The sequence below is a fragment of the Megasphaera vaginalis (ex Bordigoni et al. 2020) genome (genome assembly GCF_900240295.1).
GTDB classification, from domain to species: Bacteria; Bacillota; Negativicutes; order Veillonellales; family Megasphaeraceae; genus Megasphaera; species Megasphaera vaginalis.
Genome location: NZ_OEQB01000007.1, coordinates 92,313 through 115,136 on the forward strand (window position 1 = coordinate 92,313; position 22,824 = coordinate 115,136).

Genomic DNA, 22,824 nt, shown 5'->3' on the forward strand with positions numbered 1-22,824 from the left:
AGTTAATAAATTATGCGTTTTTTCTCCTGCCAAACTAGTCCTGCGGTCTTTCGCTTTCAGCGGCCAGCGCCGGATTTTCCGGCACGTCCCGATGAACTTCCTTAGCTCCCTGCAAATGGTCTTCTGCCTGCGGAATCGGCCGGTTGAAAGTTACCTGCACGTGATAAAGGAAGGTAATAACCGTCCGCTTGATGGAATCGACCATTTCTTCAAACATTTCATAAGCTTCGAATTTATATTCGACCAAAGGATTTTTCTGGCCGTAAGCACGCAAGTTGATGCCTTCTTTTAAAGCATCCATGGCATCCAGATGTTCCATCCATTTGCTGTCGACGACACGCAGCATAATCGCCTTTTCCAATTCGCGCATCGTTTGCGCGCCGATTTCTTCTTCTCGGGAATCATACAGATCGACGGCGATCTTTTTCAGCTTATCCTGGACTTCTACGCGGCTGAGGTTTTCCAGTTCTTCGACCGTAACGGTTCCGCGAGGCACGAAATACTGCTCCATCTGCGCCAGAAGACCGGCAAAATCCCATTCTTCGGGATACAGCTTCTCATTGGCATACCGCGCCAAGCCGTCCAAAATGATATCGTCAACCATCGTCAGGATCGTGTCCTTCAGCGATTCGGCGACCAATACTTCGCGACGCTGTCCGTAGAGAACTTCACGTTGCTGATTCATGACATCGTCATATTCGAGAACATATTTACGGATCTCAAAGTTGTGCGCTTCCACTTTTTTCTGCGCTTTTTCAATGGAGCGGGAAATCATGGCATGTTCGATCGGCTCATCTTCTTCCATGCCGAGCTTATCCATAAATTTGGAGATGCTTTCGGAACCGAAGATCCGCATCAGATCATCTTCCAGGGAAAGATAGAATTTCGTGAGCCCCGGATCACCCTGACGGCCGGCGCGGCCGCGCAGCTGGTTGTCAATACGGCGGCTTTCATGCCGTTCCGTACCGATGATCATCAAGCCGCCCAGATCAGGCACGCCTGCGCCCAGCTTGATATCCGTGCCGCGGCCGGCCATATTCGTCGCGATGGTGACCGTATTCATCTGCCCGGCATTTTTGATGATTTCCGCTTCCTTCTCATGATACTTGGCATTCAGCACATTATGTACGATATTTTCCTGTTTCAGCATGGTGCTTAAAATTTCCGACTGATTAATCGAAGTCGTACCGACCAAAATCGGCTGTCCCGTCGCGTGACAGCGGACGATTTCGCGGACAACGGCACGGTACTTGGCGTTCTTCGTCTTATAAATGACATCGGGCAAATCCTTGCGGAGAGACGGCTTGTTCGTCGGAACGACATAGACGTCGAGCTTATAGATCTTGTTGAATTCTTCTTCTTCCGTTTTCGCCGTACCGGTCATGCCGGACAGTTTCCGATACATGCGGAAGTAGTTTTGGAAAGTGATCGTGGCCAACGTCTTGCTTTCGCCCTGAACTTTAACGTTTTCTTTCGCTTCAATCGACTGGTGCAGGCCGTCGCTGAAACGGCGGCCGAACATCAGTCGTCCCGTAAATTCATCGACAATGACGATTTCTCCGTTCTTGACGACGTAGTCCTTATCGCGGTGCATCATGAAATTGGCACGCAGCGCCTGGATGACCAGGTGATTCAATTCCAGATGGTCATTATCGAACATGTTCGTTATGCCGAGCATTTTTTCTATTTTGACGACGCCTTCGTCTGTCGGCGCAATGGTTTTTTGCTTTTCGTCCATCGTGTAATCTTCCGGCGCCAGCCGCTTGACGATAGCCGCCAAGGTGCTGTACAGCTCCGTAGATTTTTCACCGGGACCCGAAATGATCAGCGGCGTCCGCGCCTCATCGATAAGGATGCTGTCCACTTCATCGACGATACAGTAGTTTAGCGGCCGTTGAACCATCTGATCCTTGCTGATGACCATATTGTCACGCAAATAATCGAAGCCGAACTCATTATTCGTACCGTAGGTGATATCGGAATTATAGGCGCGGCGCCGCTGTTCGTAATCCAGATCATGGACGATCAGGCCGACGGAAAGCCCGAGAAAACGGTAGATCTGTCCCATTTCCTCACTGTCGCGAGTAGCCAGATAGTCGTTGACCGTGACGACATGCACGCCCTTTCCGGACAAAGCGTTTAAATATACCGGAGCCGTCGCTACCAATGTCTTCCCTTCGCCGGTCCTCATTTCGGCGATATCGCCGCGGTGCAATACGATACCGCCCAGGAGCTGCACATCAAAATGACGCATGCCCAACACACGGCGCGACGCTTCACGGATAACGGCAAAGGCCTCCGGCAAAAGATCATCCAAGGTCTCGCCGTCGGCAAGACGCTTTTTGAATTCAAATGTCTTGGCTTGCAGCGACGCATCGCTGAGCGATGCCAGCGTCGGTTCCAACTCGTTGATCTGTTGCACAATGGGGCGCATCTTTTTCAATTCATATTCGGTATTGTTCCCGAGCAATCGCTGTATAAATCTGTTGAACACGTGTAAAGACCTCCCGTAATTGTCTGTGACCATATATTTTATATCAATTATACAGTATACACCCTCAACAATATAAATTGCAATATCTGACTGACAGGCATGGTTACGCCGCCTGCCGCGCCGCACACGGACGAATCTCTTCCCGGAGCGGCAATCTGTCGCGGAATCGGCCGGACGAAACGGTGGTTTACTATACTGAGCTGTGGTATAATAAATAAGTTATATTATTGAGGAGGTATACATGTTAGAAAAATTCCAAGAATTACAAGTAAGTGACGTTATCATCCGCGCATTGAACGAAATGGGGTTTGAAGAACCGACGCCGATACAGGCCGGCTCCATTCCTACAGCGCTTTCCGGCAGGGATATGATCGGCCAGGCACAGACGGGTACCGGAAAAACGGCGGCTTATGGGATCCCCGTCCTGGAAAAGATACTCGCCGCGCCGGAGAGCACGGAACTGCAGGCAATCATCCTTTCTCCGACGCGTGAACTGGCCATGCAGGTAGCAGAAGAAATCAACCATCTGGCGCAATTTACATCGATCCAGGCGCTGCCTATCTACGGCGGCCAGGATATAGAACGGCAACTGCGCCGTCTGCGCAAGAATCCGCAGATCGTCGTCGCCACGCCGGGCCGCCTGATCGACCACATGAAGCGCGGTACTATTCGGCTGAATGCGATCTCTTCCATTGTCCTTGATGAAGCCGACGAAATGCTCGATATGGGTTTTATCGATGACATTAACCTGATTATGTCCGCTACGCCGGAAACGCGGCAAACGCTCCTGTTCTCGGCCACGATGCCGAAGCCGATCCAGACGTTGGCCGAAACGTTCCTGCACAATCCGGAAATCGTCCGCATGAAGGCCAAAGAGGTAACGATCGATCTTATCAATCAATCGTATATTGAAGTTCCCGATCGCCAAAAATTCGACATTCTCTGTCGCCTGCTCGACTTACAGGAACCGGATCTGGCCATCATCTTCGTCCGTACCAAACGCCGCGTCGATGAAGTATCGGAAGGGCTGAAAAAGCGCGGCTATTCCGCCGAAGGTATCCACGGCGACTTGACCCAGGCGAAACGGGACACCGTCATCCGCCAGTTCCGTGAAAAGACGATCGATATCCTCGTCGCCACGGACGTCGCCGCCCGCGGCTTGGATATCAGCGGCGTTACGCACGTGTTCAACTACGACCTGCCGCAGGATCCGGAAAGCTACGTCCACCGCGTCGGCCGAACAGGGCGCGCCGGCAACAGCGGCGAAGCGACGACCTTCGTCATTCCTCGCGAAATCGATCATCTCCGCGCCATTGAACGCCTGATCAAACGCCGCATCGAACGCCGCAAAGCGCCTTCCTTCTCGGAAGCCCTCGAAGGCGCGCAGCAAGCCGCCATCCGCAGTCTGGCGGCAGCCGCGGAAGACGGCGCGGGCAATGCGTACAGAGCCACGGCGGAAGAACTGCTCTCTCATTACGATTCCGTCGCGCTGGTCGCGTCTGCCATCAAGTTGCTGACAAAGGAACCGGATACGACGCCGGTAACCATTACGGAAGAGGCTCCGCTCCGCGTGCGCCGCGACAGAAAACAGGGCGGCGGCAAACGGAACCATACAGGGCGGCGCCCAGGCGCCGGCGAACACCGTGACGGCAAAGGAGAAAAACACGGTGCCGGCAAATTCGGCAAAGGCGAAGGAAAGAAAGAACGAACGACGCAGCACCGGTCGGAACACAAAGATAAAAAAGAGAAGAAGGAACGGAAAGAGCCGAACCGTTCCGTTTTTAAACCATATTTCAAGGTATAGAAAAAAGGATTTCAGCCAACAGCTGAAATCCTTTTTTCTATCTGTCCATGTCGCACAGAGCCGGAATACCGTAAGCGCCGGCGACATCCCGAACGGCGCGACGGACAGCTTCTTCTACGGCGTAAGCCGCCAGGATTCCGACACTGTTGACCTCACCCGATACGCCGCCTGTGCTCAAGGCGTAGAGCGTATCGCCGTCTGCCATCGTGTTGACCGGTCTGACGGCGCGGACAATACCGTTACTGCCCAAAGCGGCGACTTTGTTCATCGCCGTTTTATCCAGAGCCGCATTCGTAACGACCGCGCCGATCGTCGTATTCGTCGTACAGCCGCCGGGAACCGCCGCGGACCGCTCCAGATCGCCCAGCATACACTGCACCGTATCGGCAAATTCTCCTTCTTTCGTCAACATTCCGGCCAGAATCCGTCCATCTTCACCGTACACGTCGCCGAGAGCATTGACGACGACAAGGGCGCCGACTTTGACGTCGCCAGCTTGAAAAGCGGCAATTCCCAAACCGGCTTTCATCATCGTCGCCGCGCCGCCGTACTTGCCGACAGTGGCGCCAATGCCCACGCCGTGATTACCGCCTTGGGGCCGGTTCTCTTCACTGTGGACGCAGGCGGCGTACCCCATGGCGGCATCGGGGCGCACGGTACTGCTGCCGCAAACCAGATCAAAAATGGAAGACGCGACGACGAGAGGCACCTTGCAGACGGACGTCGCAAAGCCGATATCCCGTTCCTCCAGATACCGCATCACGCCGCCGGCGGCATCGAGACCGAACGCGCTGCCGCCGCAAAGCACGATGGCATGGATCACCTCTGCAGCCGCCACCGGCCGCAGCAATTCCGTTTCCCTGCTTGCCGGTCCGCCGCCGCGCACGTCAACCCCGCAAGGCCCGCCGGCCGGGCAGATAATAACCGTACAACCCGTGCCGGCATCGCGGTTTTCTCCGTGTCCAATGCGTACGCCTTCAATTTCATGAATGGCAATTTCCTTCAACATAACCCCAACTCCTATTTGCGAAAATCCTTCCACAACATGCTGGTCTGGATTCCCGTATTGTTCTGATACTTCCCGGTCCGGTACGTATCGTATTCGCCGTCAATATCATGATAATAAATCTGGCATATCTCCACGTCCGGATAAATGCGAATCGGCTGGACGCAGAAGATTTCCAGCGTCCAATACCCGGAAAACCCGACATCGCCGAAGCCCGCCGTCACATGGATGAAAACGCCCAATCGGCCGACGGAAGAACGGCCTTCAAGCATGGGGATGTAGCCTTCCGTTTTCGTATACTCGTTCGTCCTGCCGAGATACAGCTTATTCGGCTGCAAGACATAGCCTTCTGCCGGAATCGTAATGGTTGAAGCCGTATTTTCCTTTGCCATGTCCAGCTCCTGGTGATCGTAAACCATCAGTTCATGATACAGGGAAAGATTATAACTGTTCGGATTGACGCGGCTCCGATCAAAGGGTTCGATTATAATTTCCTTGCCCATGTGCTTTACAATTTCCTTACCGGAAAGAATCATCTTCATCATCCTTTGCAACTATGAATTTGTTCTATTATACCACAAGGCGAAAACGGCGTGCGCCGTCATTTTTTTATAACACTGCGCGACGGTCTTGCATTTGTCCCAAAATGCCGTATACTGAAAGGGATCTTGTCAAAGGAGCGATCGATCATGAAAAAAATGATTCTCGCCGCAGCGCTTGCCGCATCTTTCATCACCGGTGCAGCGGCGGCCGAAACGTACCATACCTACACGGACAGAGAAAACAGATTTACCCTGTCCCTGCCAGACAGCTTTACCGTCGTCACGCCGCTGCGCCGGGAAGTGAAACTGGCCGCCGTCCGTCCCGACGGCAAAATCTGCACGCAGATTTCTGAAGAACCCTGGAGCGACGCGGAAAAAAAACAGGGCGGCAATCGCCTGCTGAATTGGCAAAAATCATATCTTGCCGCACTCGCTAAGGATGCGGGCATTTCCCGACTGCACCACGAACTCACCGTCCTGAACGGGCGCCAATGTCTGCGCATTTCTTATACCTGCACCCTTCCCTACGGCAATGATACCCTCGCGTTGTACGTCGAACGCATTATCTTTACCGACGGCGACAAGATCATTACCGTGATGAACAGTGTCGAAGAAAAAAGAAAAGAAACGGCACTGCCGCTGTTCGATACGATTGCCGGCTCTTTCTTCTTTTATTGAAAAACGGCGGCAGCCGATCAAAAAAGCCTCCGCACTGCGTAAAATCGCAATGTGGAGGCTTTTCTTTTACACCTGGCCGAAAGCAGGCGAATTATTCATAATCGTAGAAGCCTTTGCCCGTTTTACGGCCGAGGTAGCCGGCCTGAACATATTTGGCGAGCAACGGGCACGGACGATATTTAGGATCGCCGAAACCGCTGTAAAGAACGTTCATGATATGAAGAACAACGTCGTTACCGATCAAATCGCTGAGAGCCAAGGGTCCCATGGGATGATTGAAACCGAGTTTGCAGACATTGTCGATATCTTCTTTGGAAGCGACGCCTTCCATCAAAGCTTGGATCGCTTCGTTGATCATCGGAATGACGACACGGTTGCCTACGAAGCCCGGGAAATCGGCAACTTTTACAGGACTCTTGCCCAATTCGATAGAAGCTTCTTCAACTTTTTTGTATGTTTCTTCAGACGTAGCAATACCGTTAATAACTTCGATCAATTTCATTACCGGAGCGGGATTGAAGAAATGCATGCCGATAACTTTATCCGGACGATTGGTAGCTGCGGCGATTTCCGTAATCGGCAAGGAAGACGTGTTGGAAGCCAAGATCGTATGCGCCGGGCATTTTTCGCCCAAGTTCCGGAAAATTTCCGCTTTGATCTTCATGTTTTCGATAGCCGCTTCAACAACGAGATCAACATCTTTCATGTTTTCTTCCGTAATTTCAACGATGCCCGTCAATTTGCCCATGCATGCGTCTTTATCGGCTTGCGTCATTTTTTCTTTGGAAACCAGTTTCGTTAAGCTTTTGTCGATTTTCTTAACGCCGCCGTCAATGAATTCCTGTTTGATATCGTTCAAGATAACGTCGCAGCCTTTTGTCAGGAAGACTTGAGCAATACCGGAACCCATTGTACCTGCACCAATTACCATTACTTTTTTACAAAACATGTCTAACTCCTCCTTTAAATTGTCGCGTGATTTTTTTCACTTAACAGTTCCAAAAAAAAGCACGCAAATTAAAAATCAGATGCATTGCTTACACTCATAGTATATCACTTCCTGTGAAAAAATCCACTACATATGGGGTGTATATTTCATTAAAACCCATATCCACATATATATTTTTCGCTGTCCTGTATGAATTCCTATGACTTTTAATTATACGTTTCTGGAATTATTACTAACGCAAAGTCTTTTTTGAGACACTAATAGCGAAAACATTACACCCTTTTTCACAATATGACAAATAAAAAAGGCCGGATAATCCGGCCTTTCCGCGCTTATATGCCGCTTGCCTGCAGCGCTTCCAACAGCTTTTTCCTCCGTCCATACTGTTGCTGATAATAGTCCGTTACAGACTGCTGAGGAGAGAAAGTATCTTTGACGATGAAATTCGTTTGCAAGGCTTCTTTCAAATCGGTCACATCGCCTTGGCTGTACGCCGCTACCAGGCAATTGGTCGGCACGGCGCCGCCGGCCACTTCCAGCGTAACGACTTCCGTCGCCAACATATCGGCCTTGATCTGATTCCAAAGCGCGTCACGACTGCCGCCTTCCGTGACCGTAAGCTGCGACAAGTCGATGCCGGCGCTGCGGTAACGTTCGGTAATTTCCAGATAATCGTAGCCGATCCCTTCGAGGACGCACCGCCACATGGCGCCTTGATCGGAATCGAGCGTCAAACCGGAAAAAACGCCGCGCACATCCGGGTAATCGCCGTTGCCGCCGGTCAAATAGGGGATAAAAAACGCGCCGTCGCAGCCGGCGGGATGACGGCGTGCCAATTCGTCGAGCGTACCGTAATACTCATCGCTCTGCTTTCGACAAACGCTGTCCTTGAACCAGCGAAGCGCCAGACCGCCGGTCCGGACGAAGCCCCAATAGAAATACGTGTTTTCCAGCGTTCCGGAATTGAAGATCAGTCCGCTGCCGGGAACGGAAAGAGCGGGAATGATGCCGTCTGTCGACACGCAGAACATGGCGCACGTGCCGGCTACGTCAACGCCGCGCCCGGCTTCGAGAATACCGCTGCCCATCATGGATTCCATCGTATCGCCGGCGCCGGCGCAGATGGGAATGCCGGCGGGAAAGCCCGTTTCTTCGGCATCCTTTTCGCACAAAGAGCCGATAATATCCCACGGTTTTACAATGCGCGGCAAATAGGCCGCGTCAATGCCGAGAATTTCCAACTGCCGCGGCGACCATTCCTTTTGCATTACATGATAGCCCAATCCCCAGCCCGAAAGCGTGCCCCAGTCGATAAAGGCGTCGTTCCCGCCGAGTCCGGCGAGGTGCAGCAGAACATACGGGCAATTATGAACGAATTTAACGCCTTTGGCGGCAAAAGCCGGCACATGTTTCAGAAACCAGCGCGCAAACATGGCCGGAAACATGACGCTCGGTTCGGCATTGCCCGTCTCTTCAGCCCAGATCCGCAGTCCCTGCGCCTTTAGCCGTTCGACATCATCTGCCGTACGGCTGTCAAGATAATTGACATACGGCGTAACGGGATTTCCGGCGGCGTCAATGCCGGCGATGCCGCAAATGATCCCGTCGCCCATGATGGCCCGTACCGACTTGACGGATAAATGCTTCTGCCGCATCTGATAACTGCACGAACGCATGCACTGCTTGATCAGCCGATAGTACTCGTCAATATCCATCTCCACCCAGCCGGGCTGCGGATAAGACAGCGTCGTCTTCGCCGTGTCCATGGCTACGCAATTCATCTGCCCGTCATAGACGGCAACTTTCACGCTTTGCGTGCCGGCATCAAAACCGAGATAATAATTTTTCTCCATCATTGCCTCCTTACGCCTTCGACACAAAGAAAAAAAGACCGGAAAAACCAGTCTTTGCATGGGAAACAAGGCAAGGCAAACAGGCCCTGCAGCCGTCTTTTCCCATCCAGACTGTAACTGTCGGTATCGAAATTGCATCGATTCAACTCTTTTCAGAGCTTGCGGACTGTACCGCCGGTCAGGAATATGAAGGAAGCCCCTTCTCACCTTGCCCCAAAGACGATTTTATATTCGATTTGTTTTCTTCCCTTCATGATACAGGGAGAGCTAAAAAAATGCAAGAAGGATTTACTTGACATGATGGAAAAAAAAGCTGCTCAATTTGGAAACGAGCGTATCCGTCGACGCCTCACAAGCAGGAAAACGCTGCAAGCCGCTTTTTTGCTCGATACAAGACAGAAAAGCATCCATCGACTGCGCAATATCAAGGAGCGTCTCGCCCGTCAGCGCATCCAGCCAGGCGCCGTTATGCAGATCGTATCGCTCCAGGATCGCCCACAGATGCGCAAACTCCTGATCCTTACCGGCGTCGGGAAACACTTGCAGCAGGACGATTCGCGATTTTTCCGCCAACGGCTTGTCAATAAAAGCCTGCACGTCTACTTGTTCGGCAAAGTGCGGCAGCCAGCGGTGCAGCACCGTTTCATAAAAGGCGAAGAGAGACAAAGAAGCAGCACGTTCATAACGGCGTGCTGCCTTCTCTGCATGGAATCGGTTCTTCTCTCTTCGTTTTGCCGCCAAGCGCGCGAAGGCCTGATAATCGGCCCAAAGCTCGCCTGTCAGCGAAGCCTTCATGATCGCCGCCTCGCCGTTATCGAATACGGTGATATCAATTTTAGACTTCATCAGCGCGGACCTGCTTATAATTGACTCGTGCAATGCGGACAGCGTGTCGCGTCATCGGCTACGGGCTGTTTGCAATAAGGGCAGAGACGCGGTTCCGGAGCATCATCTTCTTCTTTCTTCGAGAGTCGGTTGATCTGGGAAATAACCACGAAAATCGCAAAGGCGATAATTAAAAATTCAACGACCGTATTGATGAATAACCCGTAAGCGATGACGGGAACGCCTTGTGCCTGCGCTTCCGCCAGCGTTTCGACATGTTTGCTGCCGAGAGAAATGAATAAGTTCGAAAAATCGACGCCGCCGAGAATCAGCCCCAAAGGCGGCATGATGATATTGGCAATCAGCGAAGCGACGATCTTGCCGAATGCCGCGCCGATGACGACGCCGACAGCCATGTCGATGACATTGCCGCGCAAAACAAACGCTTTGAATTCTTCCATAAATTGTTTCATAAGTACCTCCTGTTGTTCAGCAAAATCAACTACGTGTATATAATATCGCCTGTCAGAGACAAGACGGAATTGTAAGCCCCAGGATCAGTTTCAGACGGTCTTTGCCTCTTTCTCCGCCAACCTGTCGAGGATCTTGCCGTAACCGCCGCTGCCGTACATCAGGCAGCGTTTGATGCGGCTGATCGTCGCCGTACTGGCGCCGGTCTTCTTGACGATATCTTCATAAATTTCTCCGCCTTTCAACATGCGGGCCACTTCCAGTCGCGCCGAAATGGCTTTCATTTCCTGAATCGTGCAGATATCTTCAAAAAATTCGTAGCACTCCTCCAAATCCCGCAATTCGAGAATCGCTTCAAAAAGCTGGTCATGGAGATGATCTTTCAACCGTTCGTTACTGCTCATGGCGCATCACTGTTCCTCTTCATCAAATTAAAGTTTTTTTACATTATGAGACAAATCTCAGAGATTGTCGACAAAAAACAGCTATCCATACAAAAACATTACATGGCAAAAAGATCATACTGTTCATCTTCCGCCATATCGCCGAGGCAGCCGTATTCCGTCATCGTTTCGATCAGCGACTGCGAGACCTTGCCGCGCAGCTTCAGATCGGCCTTGGACGTGAACGGCGCTTCCCGGCGGGCCGTGACGATCTGTTCGGCGACATTTTCTCCCAACCCGTCTATTGCCGTAAACGGCGGCAATATTTTACCGTCGCAGATCGTAAATTTCGTCGCCGCCGATTTGCTGATATCGACGTTCAAAAAGGCGTAGCCGCGCAGACTCATTTCGACGGCAAGTTCCAATGCCGAATAGAGATCCTGATCAATCTTGGACGCGTCCTTCCCCTGCTGGGCAATGGTCTTCATCTTATGGCGCTGCGTTTCCAGGCCGCCGGTCATAACCGGCAAATTGAACGCCTTGGCGCGAATCGTGAAATACGCCGCGTAATACGCTAAGGGATAGTTGATCTTGTACCAGGCGATACGGAAGGCCATCATGACGTAAGCGACGGCATGGGCGCGGGGAAACAGATAGCCGATCTTCTGACACGACTCGATGAACCACTGCGGTATGCCGCCGGCTTTCAGTTCGCCTTCGTAGTCCGTATTCTTTTTGCCCAGCTTATCGAGTTTATCGATGCCCTTCCCTTTTCGGACATTTTCCATGACTTTGAAACTCGTCTTCGGCTTGATGCCGTGCTCGATCAGATAGTTCATGATATCGTCGCGCGTCGATACGGCTTCTTTCAATTCCACCGTTTTCGAGCGGATCAAATCCTGCGCGTTGTTCAACCAGACGTCGGTGCCGTGGGAAAAACCGGAGATTCGCACCAGGCCTGAAAAGGTCTGCGGTTTCGTGTCAACCAGCATTTGCCGTACGAAGGGCGTGCCGAATTCGGGAATGCCGAAGCTGCCGACTTCGGAACCCAACTCTTCCGGCGTCAGGCCCAGGGCCTTCGTCGAACTGAAAAGACTCATCGTCGCCGGATCATCAAAGGGAATCGTCGTCGCGTCGACTCCCGTCAGATCCTCGAGCATGCGGATAACGGTCGGATCATCGTGTCCGAGAATATCCAGCTTGACCAGACGTCCTTCGATGGAATGATAATCGAAATGCGTCGTAATGATGCCGCTGTCCTTTTTGTTGGCCGGATATTGAACCGGCGTAAAATGATGTATATCCATATCGCGCGGAATAACCATGACGCCGCCGGGATGCTGCCCCGTCGTATTCTTGATGCCCGTGCAGCCGTTGACCAGGCTGTTGACATAGGCCTCATTGACCTTGATGCCGCGCGCCTCAGCCCACTTCATGACATAGCCGTAAGCCGTCTTATCCTTAATGGCGCCAATCGTGCCGGCGCGGAAAACATTGTCCTTGCCGAACAGTTCTTCCGTATACTTATGCGCTTTCGGATGATATTCACCGGAGAAATTCAAATCAATATCGGGAACCTTGTCGCCGTCAAACCCGAGGAAAATGGCGAAAGGAATATTGTGGCCGTCTTTGTGCAACGCTTCGCCGCAGACCGGGCACGCTTTATCAGGCAGGTCGAAACCGCCGCCGACGGACCCGTCGGTAAAAAATTCGCTGTACCGGCAATGAGGGCAAACATAGTGCGGCGGCAGCGGATTGACTTCCGTAATACCCGACATCGTCGCCACGAAAGAAGACCCGACGGATCCCCGCGAACCGACGAGATAGCCGTCGTCATTGGAATGCTTGACCAGCTTGTGGGCGATATAGTACAAAACGCCGAACCCGTGCCCCAAAATGGAGGTGAACTCTTCCGTCAGGCGATCGGCGACGATCTGCGGCAGCGGCTCACCGTAAATCTGATGGGCTTTGGCATAGCACATCGTCTTCAACGCTTCCGAAGATCCCGTAATTTGCGGAAAATACAACGTTTCCTTCGGTACCGGCTTGACGTCGTCGATCATCTCGTTGATCCGGTTCGGATTCATAATGACGACCTCCCGCGCCCGTTCCGCGCCCAAATAGGAAAATTCCGCCAACATTTCGTCTGTCGTCCGCAAGTACAGATCGGGCTGAAACTGCGCGTCCTTGAAGCCCTTGCCGGTCATCATGATCTCCCTGTAAATCTTATCTTCCGGGTTCAGGAAGTGAGCGTCGCACGTCGCGACCGTCAGCTTGCCGAGATCGTCGCCGAGACGAATAATGGTCCGGTTAATGTCGCGCAGCTCTTCATCGGTATCGACGAAGCCTTCACGAATCAGGAACTGGTTGTTCGTCAGCGGCTGGATCTCGAGATAATCATAATAGGCGGCGATCCGTTTCAGGTCCTCGTAGGGCAGCTTCTTCTGCACCAGTGATCGAACCAGCTCACCGGCCTCACAGGCCGAACCGAAGATCAATCCCTCGCGGTATTCGTTGAGGACGGCCCGCGGAAGGCGCGGCCGGCCGCGGTAGATGTATTTCAAGTGCGATATGCTTACCAATTTGTACAGATTGCGAATACCGATCTGGTTCTTCGCCAAAATGATGATATGGTAGGATTCATCAATTTTTTCATCAAAAAGATATCCTTCCATACCGTAAATGACCTTGACGCCGTTCGTCTTGTCCCGTGAGATCTCCTGCAGCAGCGGAAAAGACTGCACGACGCCGTGATCGGTAACGGCAACAGCCGGATGACCCCATTTCTTTACGGTCTTGATCAGCTGCTTGACCGTAATCAGGGCATCCATGTCGCTCATGACCGTATGCAGGTGCAGCTCGACGCGCGGCGTCGGATTCTTGTCCTCCCGTTCCACGGCGCCGCCTTCGGCAGGCATGATGTCTTCCACATTGAGGACGTAATCGCTTTGATACGTATCATATTGGACATTGCCTCTGACCCGGACCTGAGAGCCCTTGCGGAAACGCTGCTGCAACAGCTCCATCTCCTCTGCCGTCAGACTCCCTTTACGGCGAAATTTACCGCCGCTGCCGACGTCAAGGAACTTTTTTGCCGAAATACCGTTCGTCTTATCGGCCATCTGAAAGGTCAATAAAATCCGCTTCGATTTCAATTCGCGAAACTCGACTTTAACGACCTGTCCTTCAAAGATGACGTTGTTCTGTTCTTCGCCGAGGACGTCGTTGATCTTCTGCACGGCGCCGTGGAAAGCTTTTCCCAACCAGACATTGCTCTCCGCCGGACTTGCGGCGGCGGTTTTCTTCTTTTTGCCGCCGTCGGAACGCTGCGCGGCGCGGCAGACTTTTTGATATTCTTCGTCTCGCAACAACTCGCCGGCGTCGTCATACAGATCTTCATAGCAATCTTCGTGCGGAATGGCGTAACTTTCGAGAACGTCGTCGGAAGCTCCGCCGTTGCAGTTCAGCGCCGATTCGTTATCGAGTTCTTTAACCGTATCGAAATCGGGACGCCGCACATGTTCGACGGCGACCGTCCCGGGCAGGGAAAAATAATCGCCGAGATGCCGGGCCAGCCGCTCCGCGTCAGCATCGAAGGCGGCTGTCGTACGAACCTGCCAGGCCCGTTCCGTCGGCGAACCCTTGATTTCCGAAACGAATACGCTGCGGCCGTCGGGAATCTTTATCTTGACCTCTTGTTTGGGGATAATACGATAAACTTTCATTTTTCAGCCTTTCTCCGCTACGAGGAACTCACGCTCCCGGTATGACAGGATCGTGAGGGAAATTCATCATGGCATCCTGCAGCTGCTCGCCGCCGAGATTCGTCGTCTGCACCGTTTTTTCCGAAGCGGCGCCGGGCGTCAGAATGATTTCCGCATTGGCCTCGTACCGGGACGAGATCACATTGGAATAGGTCACGCCGTCGCTGTATTGCACGTACCGCGCAATACTGATTTCATGACCGTCGTAGCCTTCCTGCTGCCGCTGCTCCGCCGTTATGCCGTCTTGGTGCTTATAAATAACCTGATGCGGCAGCGTCTTCTGCGACAACGTCCGGAAGGAAACGCTGCACGTGTCGGCGTGATTGCCGAGAATATAGACGGTGATCGTGTCCGTTCCCATAACGGTATAACAATAGATAGGATGATCAAAGGGATTGGAAAAAACGAGATCCGGCCCGTTGTCGGCGACTGTCGCGTCAAGGCCGACAGGCACGTAGCCGGCCGGCGCAAAATGGGGCGAACGGCCGTAAATCATCAAGCCTGCCCGCAACGCCGCGTTGAAAAGGGTCGTACTGACCTGGCAGACCCCGCCGCCGGCATCCATGACCACTTGATTGTCCATATAGACGGGCGCGTCCTTATAGCCCTTCTCCTTCGTCCGCGTGCCGATGAAGTCGTTGAAAGAAAACTGGCTCTGCGGGCTGATGAGAGCGTGGTTCAGCAAGTTCTGCGCCAAGGCGATATTTGCCGTACGATTGGTATCGGCAGGATCGAAATGCGTCGTATAATACGTCAGGACCGTATCGATTTGCTGCAAATCGGCGGCCTTGACCCCGGCCTGGCTGCGTTCGGCGACGGGAACGGCGAGCGGTTTGAGATGACCTTGCGCCAACATGTCCGCAAGCTGCGCCTTCGTCTCCGACGTATCGATGACCACCCCTTCTTTTTCCGGATGGATCGCGACGCCCTCCGCAGTTGGTTCGGCAAAAGCGTTTTCCGGCTGCCGGTCATAACGCCGGTGAACATCGTCCAGATAGGCGTCGAGCTTATTGCCGTCAACAGTGAGCGACAAGGGCACGTCTTTGCCGTTTACCAGCACCGACGCGATGTCGCTTACCCGTTCGGCAAAAGACCCGCGGCGTCCGACCAGAAGCGCCTCGTCCAGAATCTTATCCCTGTCGAGATGAACATCGAGATCGGCGAGCCCTTTCGTTTCACCGCCGTCATTGATCTGCAAAGTCAGTTCCTCTCCCGCCGCGGACGCTTCCTGTTGATCGAGGAAACCGTTCAGCCCCTCTTCGTCGTGGCCGAAGCCGACACCGCCGACGGTAACGGCCGAAGCGGCAGCGTATTGGCCGCCAAAAAAAGCGCCGCAGCCGGCAAGCCCCAGAACGGCGACGGCAAGGAGGCCTTTTTTCCACGGCCGTCCCTTCGTCTCTCTGCCGTGCATCTCGCGATAGCGGCGACGGTATTCTTTCAATCGTTCTTTTCGTTCCCGTTCTTCATCAGTCACTATGATACCCTGCCTTTATTACTGCAATACAAACAAACCAGCGCCGCCACATCGTCGGCGGAAGCCGTACCGCGGCGCATGTGAAGCTGCAGGGTAAACAGCCGCTGCAGCAATTCTTTCAGTTCTTCCATTTTCCAATACTTTGCCACTTTTTTCAAGTGAAAAATGAGATATTTGCCGTTTCTGCCGTGATTTATCTGCGTCATGGCTGCCTCGCACTGCCTTGCGCTCAGCCCGGCAGCCGTCAGTTCCTTATACGCCAGAAGAAGGCGCAGGCGCGAAGCCATGTATCCGACAGTCTTGAGAAAAACGTCGCTTTTGGTAAACAGCGGCGGCAGAAAAGGCGTCGTCTTCACGCCGTCGCGGCGCAAAAAACAATCCGTAAAGGTAAACATGTTTTTTTCCAGCGAACCGGCAAAAAGACCGGTCAGGCAGGCGACGTCGATCTCTCTTTCCGCGGCCAGGGAAATGCAGAGCTTGTCCAGTTCCGTAAAGACATACAGCAACGGTATTTCTTCCCACGTCTGAAATATTTCCTGCAAATACGCGCGGCTGTTCCCGGTCAAGACCTTGCCTCTTTTTTTCAAGTATGCGTCGACATAGGGCATGACCGTTTTGTCCGTAACGCTTTCATAATAAGACGACGCCGTCAGCGCGCTGATCAGACGAAAAAAAGGAGCCTTTTCATTGACCTTGCCGGCCGTATAAAAAAGGAGCGCCTTCCTGCTCGGCAACTTGCCGAGGAAGTCGGCAAATTCACGTTCCTCCGCCGTCGCCTTAGTCCGCGTCCTGCCGCCGCGCTGCAACGGCAAAAAAGGACAATCCGTCCAGATGACGACAGCAGCGCCGCCGAACAGCGAGTCTTCCGCTAACGCGGCGATCACGTCGCCGACAGAGGCCGTGCGGGAAAAAAGGCGCACGTCCGCAGCCGCGCCGAAGTCGCGGTTGCAGGCGTCCAGAAAACGGCGCCGTTCCCGTTCCATCAGATAGGATTCCGTCCCGTTGATCAATCGGATATAGTTCAAAAGGTTTCACCGCCATATGTTCTGATCTTCCATATACCTGCCTTCTCTTCGGCGATAATCTCGCCGTCAACGGCAGGAGAAAAAAAAGGAATGCCCGCGCGCGCCGCTGCACGACGCCACGCCGCGCAGCGCCTTTCTTCTTCCGGCGCCGCCGAGACGATGAGCGCCGCAGCCGCCGGCAGTCCATCACCGCCGCCGCAGGAACGTATCTCCAGCAACGCCGCCATCTCGGGCACGGCCGCCGCACTAGCGCAAAGATAGTACGGCGTTTTGCTCTCCGTCAGGCGCAACGGCGCCGTCAGTTCGGTCCGGATGTGAATCCGCTCCGCCTGACAGGCGAATGCACGGCCCAGCTGCGCCGCCGTCCGCTCCGCTTCAAAGCCGCCGACATGCAGCTCCCGAAGCTGAAAAACGCCGGCATGCCGAAGGGCCGGCGCCAAAACGGCCTGGCTTCGAACGGGACTGCTCCACCGGCTTCTATTATACCACAGCGCGGCGTTTCCTTCAGCATCAACCCGACATGTGGCCCGATCACTGCCGACGTCAAAAACATATATCGTGCGCTCCCCTTGCGCCGCCCAGGCTGCCAGCGAAAAAGAGAACAACAGCACGCCGCCTGCCAGCAGCAGCCGTTTCCGATACGGCGCCGCAAGAAGAGCGGCAACGAAGAGGTAGTATGCAACGACGGCAAACCAGGGCAACGCGCCGTGCCACAGACGGCTGCCCGGCAGAGAAGCGATAACGTAATTCGCGCCGACAGCCGCGTTCAACAGGATCTTGATCAGCCATAAAAGCGGCGTCGCCGCGACAGGCAGGACATAGGCCGCTGCCGCCGCCAACAAACCGAGAACGATGACGGCGTCAAGCACGGTACCGACGGTTACGTTAGCCAAAAACGAATAGACCGGCAGTGACGAAAACTCGGCCAGCAGCAGCGGCACCAGCAGTATTTGCGCGCTCAGGCAGACGGCCAGCGCGGCTGCGGCGGCAGACGGCAGAAAACGACAGAACGGCAGAAGACGCGGCCGAAAAAGGATGATTCCCGCCGCCGCGCCGCAAGAAAGGCGGAAGGACAGGTCAAAAAGCAGGTACGGATCAGCCAGCGTCATGACGAAAACGGCCAGACTCAGGGAATGAATCCCCCCATACTCGCGCTTGACGACAGTACTCAAGGCGCAGAGACTCCCCATCAGCGCGGCCCGTACGACAGGTCCCGTAAATTCCGCCAGGGCGCTGTACACGAAAACGGCCAGCGCCGCCACCGCAAATTGCGGCAGCGGCCTGAGCCCCGCGGCGCCGCCCAGAATCCGAATGACGGCGAAGAGCAAAACGACGTGAGAACCGGAAACGGAGAGAATATGAATCAGTCCCGTGACGGCAAAACTTTCGACCAGTTCCGGCGCCAATTCCTCATAATGGCCGCCGAACAGCAGACTGGCGAGGACGCAGGCCTCCTGCGCCGTCAAGAAGGCGGCGAACCGTTCCGTCAGCCCGTCGCGGATCCGGCGCAGCTGCGCCTGCCATCCCGCCGTCGCGGCGACGGCCGACACGTCCTTCTCTTCGCCGTAAGCGCTGCCGATAACGGCCAAACGCCGATCGCGATGGCGGCTGTCATAAAGCCCGAAATTCTTGTAATATTCCAAGGCCTTAACCTTCGTCTGCACGGTCAACGCCGTGCCGGCGGCGTAATCCGTCTCGCCGTGCAGCGTCAGCCACAGCGCTCCGGCAGCGTTCTCTTCCGCGCCGCCGGGCCTTCGGACGGTGTGAAGGCGGAAGAGATAACGCGTATTTTTGCCCCGGTCCGTGACGTACGACGCCTTCTTCTCTTCAACTACGCCTGTCGCCGCGATGCGTTCGCCGACCAGTCCATGAGACAGCGCCGCATACTGCCCGTCACTATAATCCAGACGGACACTGCCGCAGACAAAGAGCAGCGCGCCCAAAAAGACCAATGCCGTCCGGCGGCGGCGCCTGCAGCCGATGGCGGCGAAAAGGAACAAGACGGCCGCAAAGACGGCGGCTGTCCGGGACAAGAGAACATGGTCTCCGAAAAAGATGCCGCCGCACCAGGCAAGGACCAGGAAAACGGAAGGACCGGTCATAACTCGACCAGATCCTTCAACTGTTCCCACTTCGCCGCGCCGATCCCCTTGATCTCCTTCAACTCTTCCGTACTGGTAAAGGCGCCGCGGCGTCTGCGGTATTCCAGGATTTGCCCGGCCATGACCGGCCCAATGCCGGGCAGCGTCACCAACTGCCGCTCGTCGGCCTGATTGAGATGAACCTTGCCGTCGTCGGGAGCCGCGCCGCCGGGAGCGCCGTCCAGATCATAAGGAATGTGAATGTGCGTGCCGTCGGCGGCGGGAGCCGCATAATTAACGGCGCCGTTATCGGCATACGGCAGTACGTCACCGGCGGCATGGACGACATCGCCGACGCGTACGTCACCGGGAAAAGAATAGACGCCGGGCCGCCTGACGGCGCCGCTGATATAGACATAGGCATCGCGATGCTGCGGCTCCTTCGGCTGCGCCACATCTGCCGTCAGCGCCGCCGGCGCGAAATCCTTATCCCATATGTCCCGGCCGGCAAGGAAAAAAAGAAAAATAAAAAGAAGAATGACAAGCAGTACTTTTTTCATCAGGGATCCTCCTCTCCTCTATGGAAGAGAACCTTCTCCGTTTCCCTGCGGCGTCCTGCCGGACATCTTCTTTCTCATCAAACGTTAATCTTCATTTCATTTGCTTTTAATAAACTTACCAGTTCCCCTTTTTCCGCCAAAAACCGGGCCGAAGCATGACGAGAACGGTGAAGATCTCCAACCTGCCGACGAGCATGGAAAGGCAGAGAATCGTCTTGGAAAAAGAGGACAATTCCGCATACGTACACGTCGCGCCCGTAACGCCGAAAGCCGGGCCGATGCAGCCCATCGTCGTAATGCTGATGCCGATGGCGTCGAAACCGGCAATGCCGTCAAAAGTCAGAAGCGCGGCCCAAAAAGCGATAAAGACCATATACAGGAAAAAAAACTGCCCGACGCGGATGACGGTGCTGCCGTCTATTTCACAGCCATTCATCGTAACCGCCGCCAACCGCTTCGGAAAGGCGGCATGAACGGCCGCCGCCCACGCCGTGCGAACGAGGATGACGAGACGCGAAACCTTCAGCCCCGCCGCCGTCGAACCGGCGCAGCCGCCGCACAGCATGAGCAGCAGCAGGACACCCTTGGAAAAAGGCGGCCACAAGTCGTAGTCGGCGGAAACGAACCCCGTCGTGGCGATCGACGCGACCTGAAACGAAGCGAAACGCAGCGCCTCCGGCAAGGAAATCGCCAGCGACATCATCAAGTTGATGACGACCAGGCACGTACTGACTCCCAATATCGTCAAATACGCCTTGAACTCCGTATTGCGGCGCAGCACGGCAAAGCCCTTCTGGTAGACTCGGTAGTACAGGCCGAAATTGCCGCCTGCCAAGATCATAAAAAAGGTCATCCACCCTTCGATGGCCGGGCTTTCAAAACGGGCGGCGCTTTCGTTGTACGTCGAAAAGCCGCCGGCCGAAATCGTCGACAAGGCATGGTTGACGGCGCTGATAAGATCCATGCCGCAGCCGATAAATACGGCCAGCGCAATGACCGTAAACGCCATATACAGCTGAAAAAGGACCTGCGTCATCTCGCGCAGCCGCGGCAGCACCCGCTCCTTCGTCGGCCCCGCCGCTTCGGCGTTGTAGATATACGAAGAATCCTGTCCCGACTCGGGCAGTAAAGCGATGAAGATGACGACAATGCCGAGACCGCCGAGCCAGTGCGTCATGCTGCGCCAGAGGAGCAGACTCTGCGGCAGGACTTCCAAATCGTCGATAACCGTCGCCCCCGTGCCGGTAAAGCCGGAAATGCTTTCAAAAACGCCGTCGAGCAGGACCAGATGCCCGCTCAGCACATAAGGCAGCATCCCCAGTCCCGTCGCCAGCAGCCACCCCAGTCCGGTGATCGCAATGCCTTCGCGCATCGTCAGCAGCCGCTTTCGGACCTGCCCCCGGCGCAGCAGCACCAAGGCGGTGCCGAAACAACCGGCGGCGGCGCCGAAAAAGGCTACGGCCGCGTCTTCTCCCAATACCAGGGCCAAGGCCAACGGCAAGAGCATGACGGCAGACTCGGCCAGAGAAATTTTTCCCAGAAATTGACAGACAATACGAAAATTCACGGTTTCGACTCCTTCTTACCAACCCTTGCGGCGCCGCCAGAACGACGGCAGCAAAACCACCAGGACGGTAAAAGATTCCAACCGTCCCATAAGCATCGAAACGGCGACGACGACCTTGCTGAACGGATGCAGAGCGCTGTAGGTGCAGGTCGCGCCGAAGAGACCGAAGGCGGGGCCGCAGCTGCCCATCGTCGAAACGCTGACGCCGATGGCGTCAAAGGTGGGAACGCCGTCGCAGACGAGCAGCACCGTCCAAAGAACGTCGAGCAGAAAATAGACAAAGAAAAAGCGGCCGATACCGTACAAAACTTCGTCAGAATAAGCTTCGCCGTTGGAACGGACGGAAAAAACCTGCCGCCGCCGCAGGACATGGCGCAGCAAGATACCCGTCATTTTCAACAACAAGATCAGCCGCGTCACCTTCAGACCGCCTGCCGTCGAACCGGCGCAGCCGCCGACGAACATGAGCAGCAGCAGGATATATTTGCTGAACGCCGGCCACGTGTCAAAATCGGCGGAAACGAAGCCCGTCGATGAGGAAATCGAAGCGGCCTGAAAAAAAGACTGCCGCAACGCCGGCAGCAGCTCCGCCTGACCGGCCGCCGCCAAATTGAGGGCCAACAGCAACGTCGCCGCCGCGACGATGGCCACGTACGCGCGAAACTCCGTATCGCGCCAGATCAGCGACGGGCCGCGGTGATAAGCCGCCACGTACATGCCGAAATTGGCGCTGGAAATAATCATGAAAAAGGCGATGGCTCCTTCGATGACAGGACTGTGGAAGTGCGCGACGCTGTCGTTAAAAGGCGAAAAACCGCCCGTCGCAATCGTCGACATGGCATGATCGACGGCAATCAGCGGCGTCATGCCGCAAAGCCAGAAAACGGCCGCCGCCGTCGCCGTAAACAGGACGTAGACCGCAAAAAGCTCCTTGGCCATTTCCTTGATACGCGGCACGATCCGTTCCGCCATCGGGCCGGTGCTTTCGGCGTTGAACATATGGACGGCGCCGCGGCCGAATTGGGGAAAGATGGCGATAAAAATGACGATGATCCCCAGCCCGCCGAACCAGTGGGTCATGCTGCGCCAAAGGAGCAGGCTCGGCGGCAGGCTTTCGACATCGTCGATAACCGTCGCCCCCGTCCCGGACAGCCCCGAAATCGTCTCGACCATGCCGTCGAGAACAGAAAGATGCCCGCCGGCGACGTACGGCACGAGACCCAGAAAAGTGATCAGTATCCAGGCAAAGGTCGTGATGGCGATGCCTTCGCGAACGGTCAGAGAATCTTCAATCCGCCTGCCGGCAAGACGCAGCGCCAGTCCCGTCGCCGCCGCCACGCAGACGGCC

General features: G+C 54.7%; 17 protein-coding genes and 1 riboswitch. Of the genes, 2 read left to right on the forward strand and 15 right to left on the reverse strand.

From position 1 onward, the window contains the following. Positions 1 to 34 precede the first annotated feature (34 nt). Positions 35 to 2,494, reverse strand: coding sequence for a preprotein translocase subunit SecA (gene secA, locus C0977_RS09400; protein WP_101913205.1), 2,460 nt, complete (start codon positions 2,492 to 2,494; stop codon positions 35 to 37). Positions 2,495 to 2,735: 241 nt separating this feature from the next. Here secA and C0977_RS09405 point away from each other — a divergent pair, with 241 nt between their 5' ends. After that, entirely contained in the window at positions 2,736 to 4,298 is a 1,563-nt protein-coding gene (locus C0977_RS09405; protein WP_101913206.1) for a DEAD/DEAH box helicase, read from the forward strand. A gap of 37 nt (positions 4,299 to 4,335) precedes the next feature. On the opposite strand, the gene C0977_RS09410 is transcribed toward C0977_RS09405, so the two are convergent. Together C0977_RS09410 and dcd are read right to left on the reverse strand one after the other, a co-directional pair. Next, a complete protein-coding gene (locus tag C0977_RS09410; RefSeq protein ID WP_101913207.1) occupies positions 4,336 to 5,307 on the reverse strand; it encodes a P1 family peptidase in 972 nt (323 codons plus the stop codon). A gap of 11 nt (positions 5,308 to 5,318) precedes the next feature. Next, positions 5,319 to 5,840 (reverse strand): dCTP deaminase, encoded by a 522-nt coding sequence (gene dcd, locus C0977_RS09415; protein WP_023053222.1) that lies wholly within the window; start codon positions 5,838 to 5,840, stop codon positions 5,319 to 5,321. 153 nt (positions 5,841 to 5,993) lie between these two features. Between dcd and C0977_RS09420 the strand changes: the two genes are divergently transcribed. After that, positions 5,994 to 6,524 (forward strand): hypothetical protein, encoded by a 531-nt coding sequence (locus C0977_RS09420; protein ID WP_101913208.1) that lies wholly within the window; start codon positions 5,994 to 5,996, stop codon positions 6,522 to 6,524. Positions 6,525 to 6,615: 91 nt separating this feature from the next. Here C0977_RS09420 and C0977_RS09425 read toward each other — a convergent pair whose 3' ends face one another. From C0977_RS09425 to C0977_RS09480, 12 genes are all read right to left on the reverse strand, one after another. Next, complete coding sequence (locus tag C0977_RS09425) at positions 6,616 to 7,473, reverse strand: 3-hydroxybutyryl-CoA dehydrogenase (RefSeq protein WP_101913209.1); 858 nt, start codon at positions 7,471 to 7,473, stop codon at positions 6,616 to 6,618. 332 nt (positions 7,474 to 7,805) lie between these two features. Beyond that, positions 7,806 to 9,329 carry an FGGY-family carbohydrate kinase gene (locus C0977_RS09430; protein WP_234987637.1) on the reverse strand — a complete coding sequence of 508 codons (1,524 nt, stop codon included), beginning with the start codon at positions 9,327 to 9,329 and terminating at the stop codon, positions 7,806 to 7,808. 87 nt (positions 9,330 to 9,416) lie between these two features. Further along, positions 9,417 to 9,551, reverse strand: a riboswitch (FMN riboswitch). A gap of 63 nt (positions 9,552 to 9,614) precedes the next feature. After that, positions 9,615 to 10,172: a hypothetical protein gene (locus C0977_RS09435; protein ID WP_101913211.1), complete on the reverse strand. Its 558-nt coding sequence runs from the start codon at positions 10,170 to 10,172 to the stop codon at positions 9,615 to 9,617. A gap of 14 nt (positions 10,173 to 10,186) precedes the next feature. After that, positions 10,187 to 10,624 (reverse strand): large conductance mechanosensitive channel protein MscL, encoded by a 438-nt coding sequence (gene mscL, locus C0977_RS09440; protein WP_101913212.1) that lies wholly within the window; start codon positions 10,622 to 10,624, stop codon positions 10,187 to 10,189. A gap of 90 nt (positions 10,625 to 10,714) precedes the next feature. Further along, positions 10,715 to 11,026, reverse strand: a complete 312-nt coding sequence (locus C0977_RS09445; protein ID WP_101913213.1) for a YerC/YecD family TrpR-related protein — start codon at positions 11,024 to 11,026, stop codon at positions 10,715 to 10,717. 98 nt (positions 11,027 to 11,124) lie between these two features. Then, entirely contained in the window at positions 11,125 to 14,730 is a 3,606-nt protein-coding gene (locus C0977_RS09450; protein ID WP_101913214.1) for a PolC-type DNA polymerase III, read from the reverse strand. 28 nt (positions 14,731 to 14,758) lie between these two features. Continuing rightward, positions 14,759 to 16,243 carry a VanW family protein gene (locus tag C0977_RS09455; RefSeq protein ID WP_101913215.1) on the reverse strand — a complete coding sequence of 495 codons (1,485 nt, stop codon included), beginning with the start codon at positions 16,241 to 16,243 and terminating at the stop codon, positions 14,759 to 14,761. After that, a complete protein-coding gene (gene holA, locus C0977_RS09460; RefSeq protein ID WP_023052819.1) occupies positions 16,243 to 17,268 on the reverse strand; it encodes a DNA polymerase III subunit delta in 1,026 nt (341 codons plus the stop codon). Before holA ends, C0977_RS09455 begins: the two co-directional genes overlap by 1 nt. Then, entirely contained in the window at positions 17,265 to 19,400 is a 2,136-nt protein-coding gene (locus C0977_RS09465; RefSeq protein ID WP_145995091.1) for a ComEC/Rec2 family competence protein, read from the reverse strand. Before C0977_RS09465 ends, holA begins: the two co-directional genes overlap by 4 nt. Continuing rightward, positions 19,367 to 19,909, reverse strand: coding sequence for a helix-hairpin-helix domain-containing protein (locus C0977_RS09470; RefSeq protein ID WP_101913217.1), 543 nt, complete (start codon positions 19,907 to 19,909; stop codon positions 19,367 to 19,369). The genes C0977_RS09465 and C0977_RS09470 overlap by 34 nt, the downstream gene beginning before the upstream one ends. Positions 19,910 to 20,024: 115 nt before the next feature. After that, positions 20,025 to 21,476 (reverse strand): TrkH family potassium uptake protein, encoded by a 1,452-nt coding sequence (locus C0977_RS09475; RefSeq protein ID WP_200814261.1) that lies wholly within the window; start codon positions 21,474 to 21,476, stop codon positions 20,025 to 20,027. 15 nt (positions 21,477 to 21,491) lie between these two features. Continuing rightward, the coding region (locus C0977_RS09480) for a TrkH family potassium uptake protein (RefSeq protein WP_101913225.1) at positions 21,492 to 22,824 on the reverse strand (1,333 nt) is incomplete at its 5' end.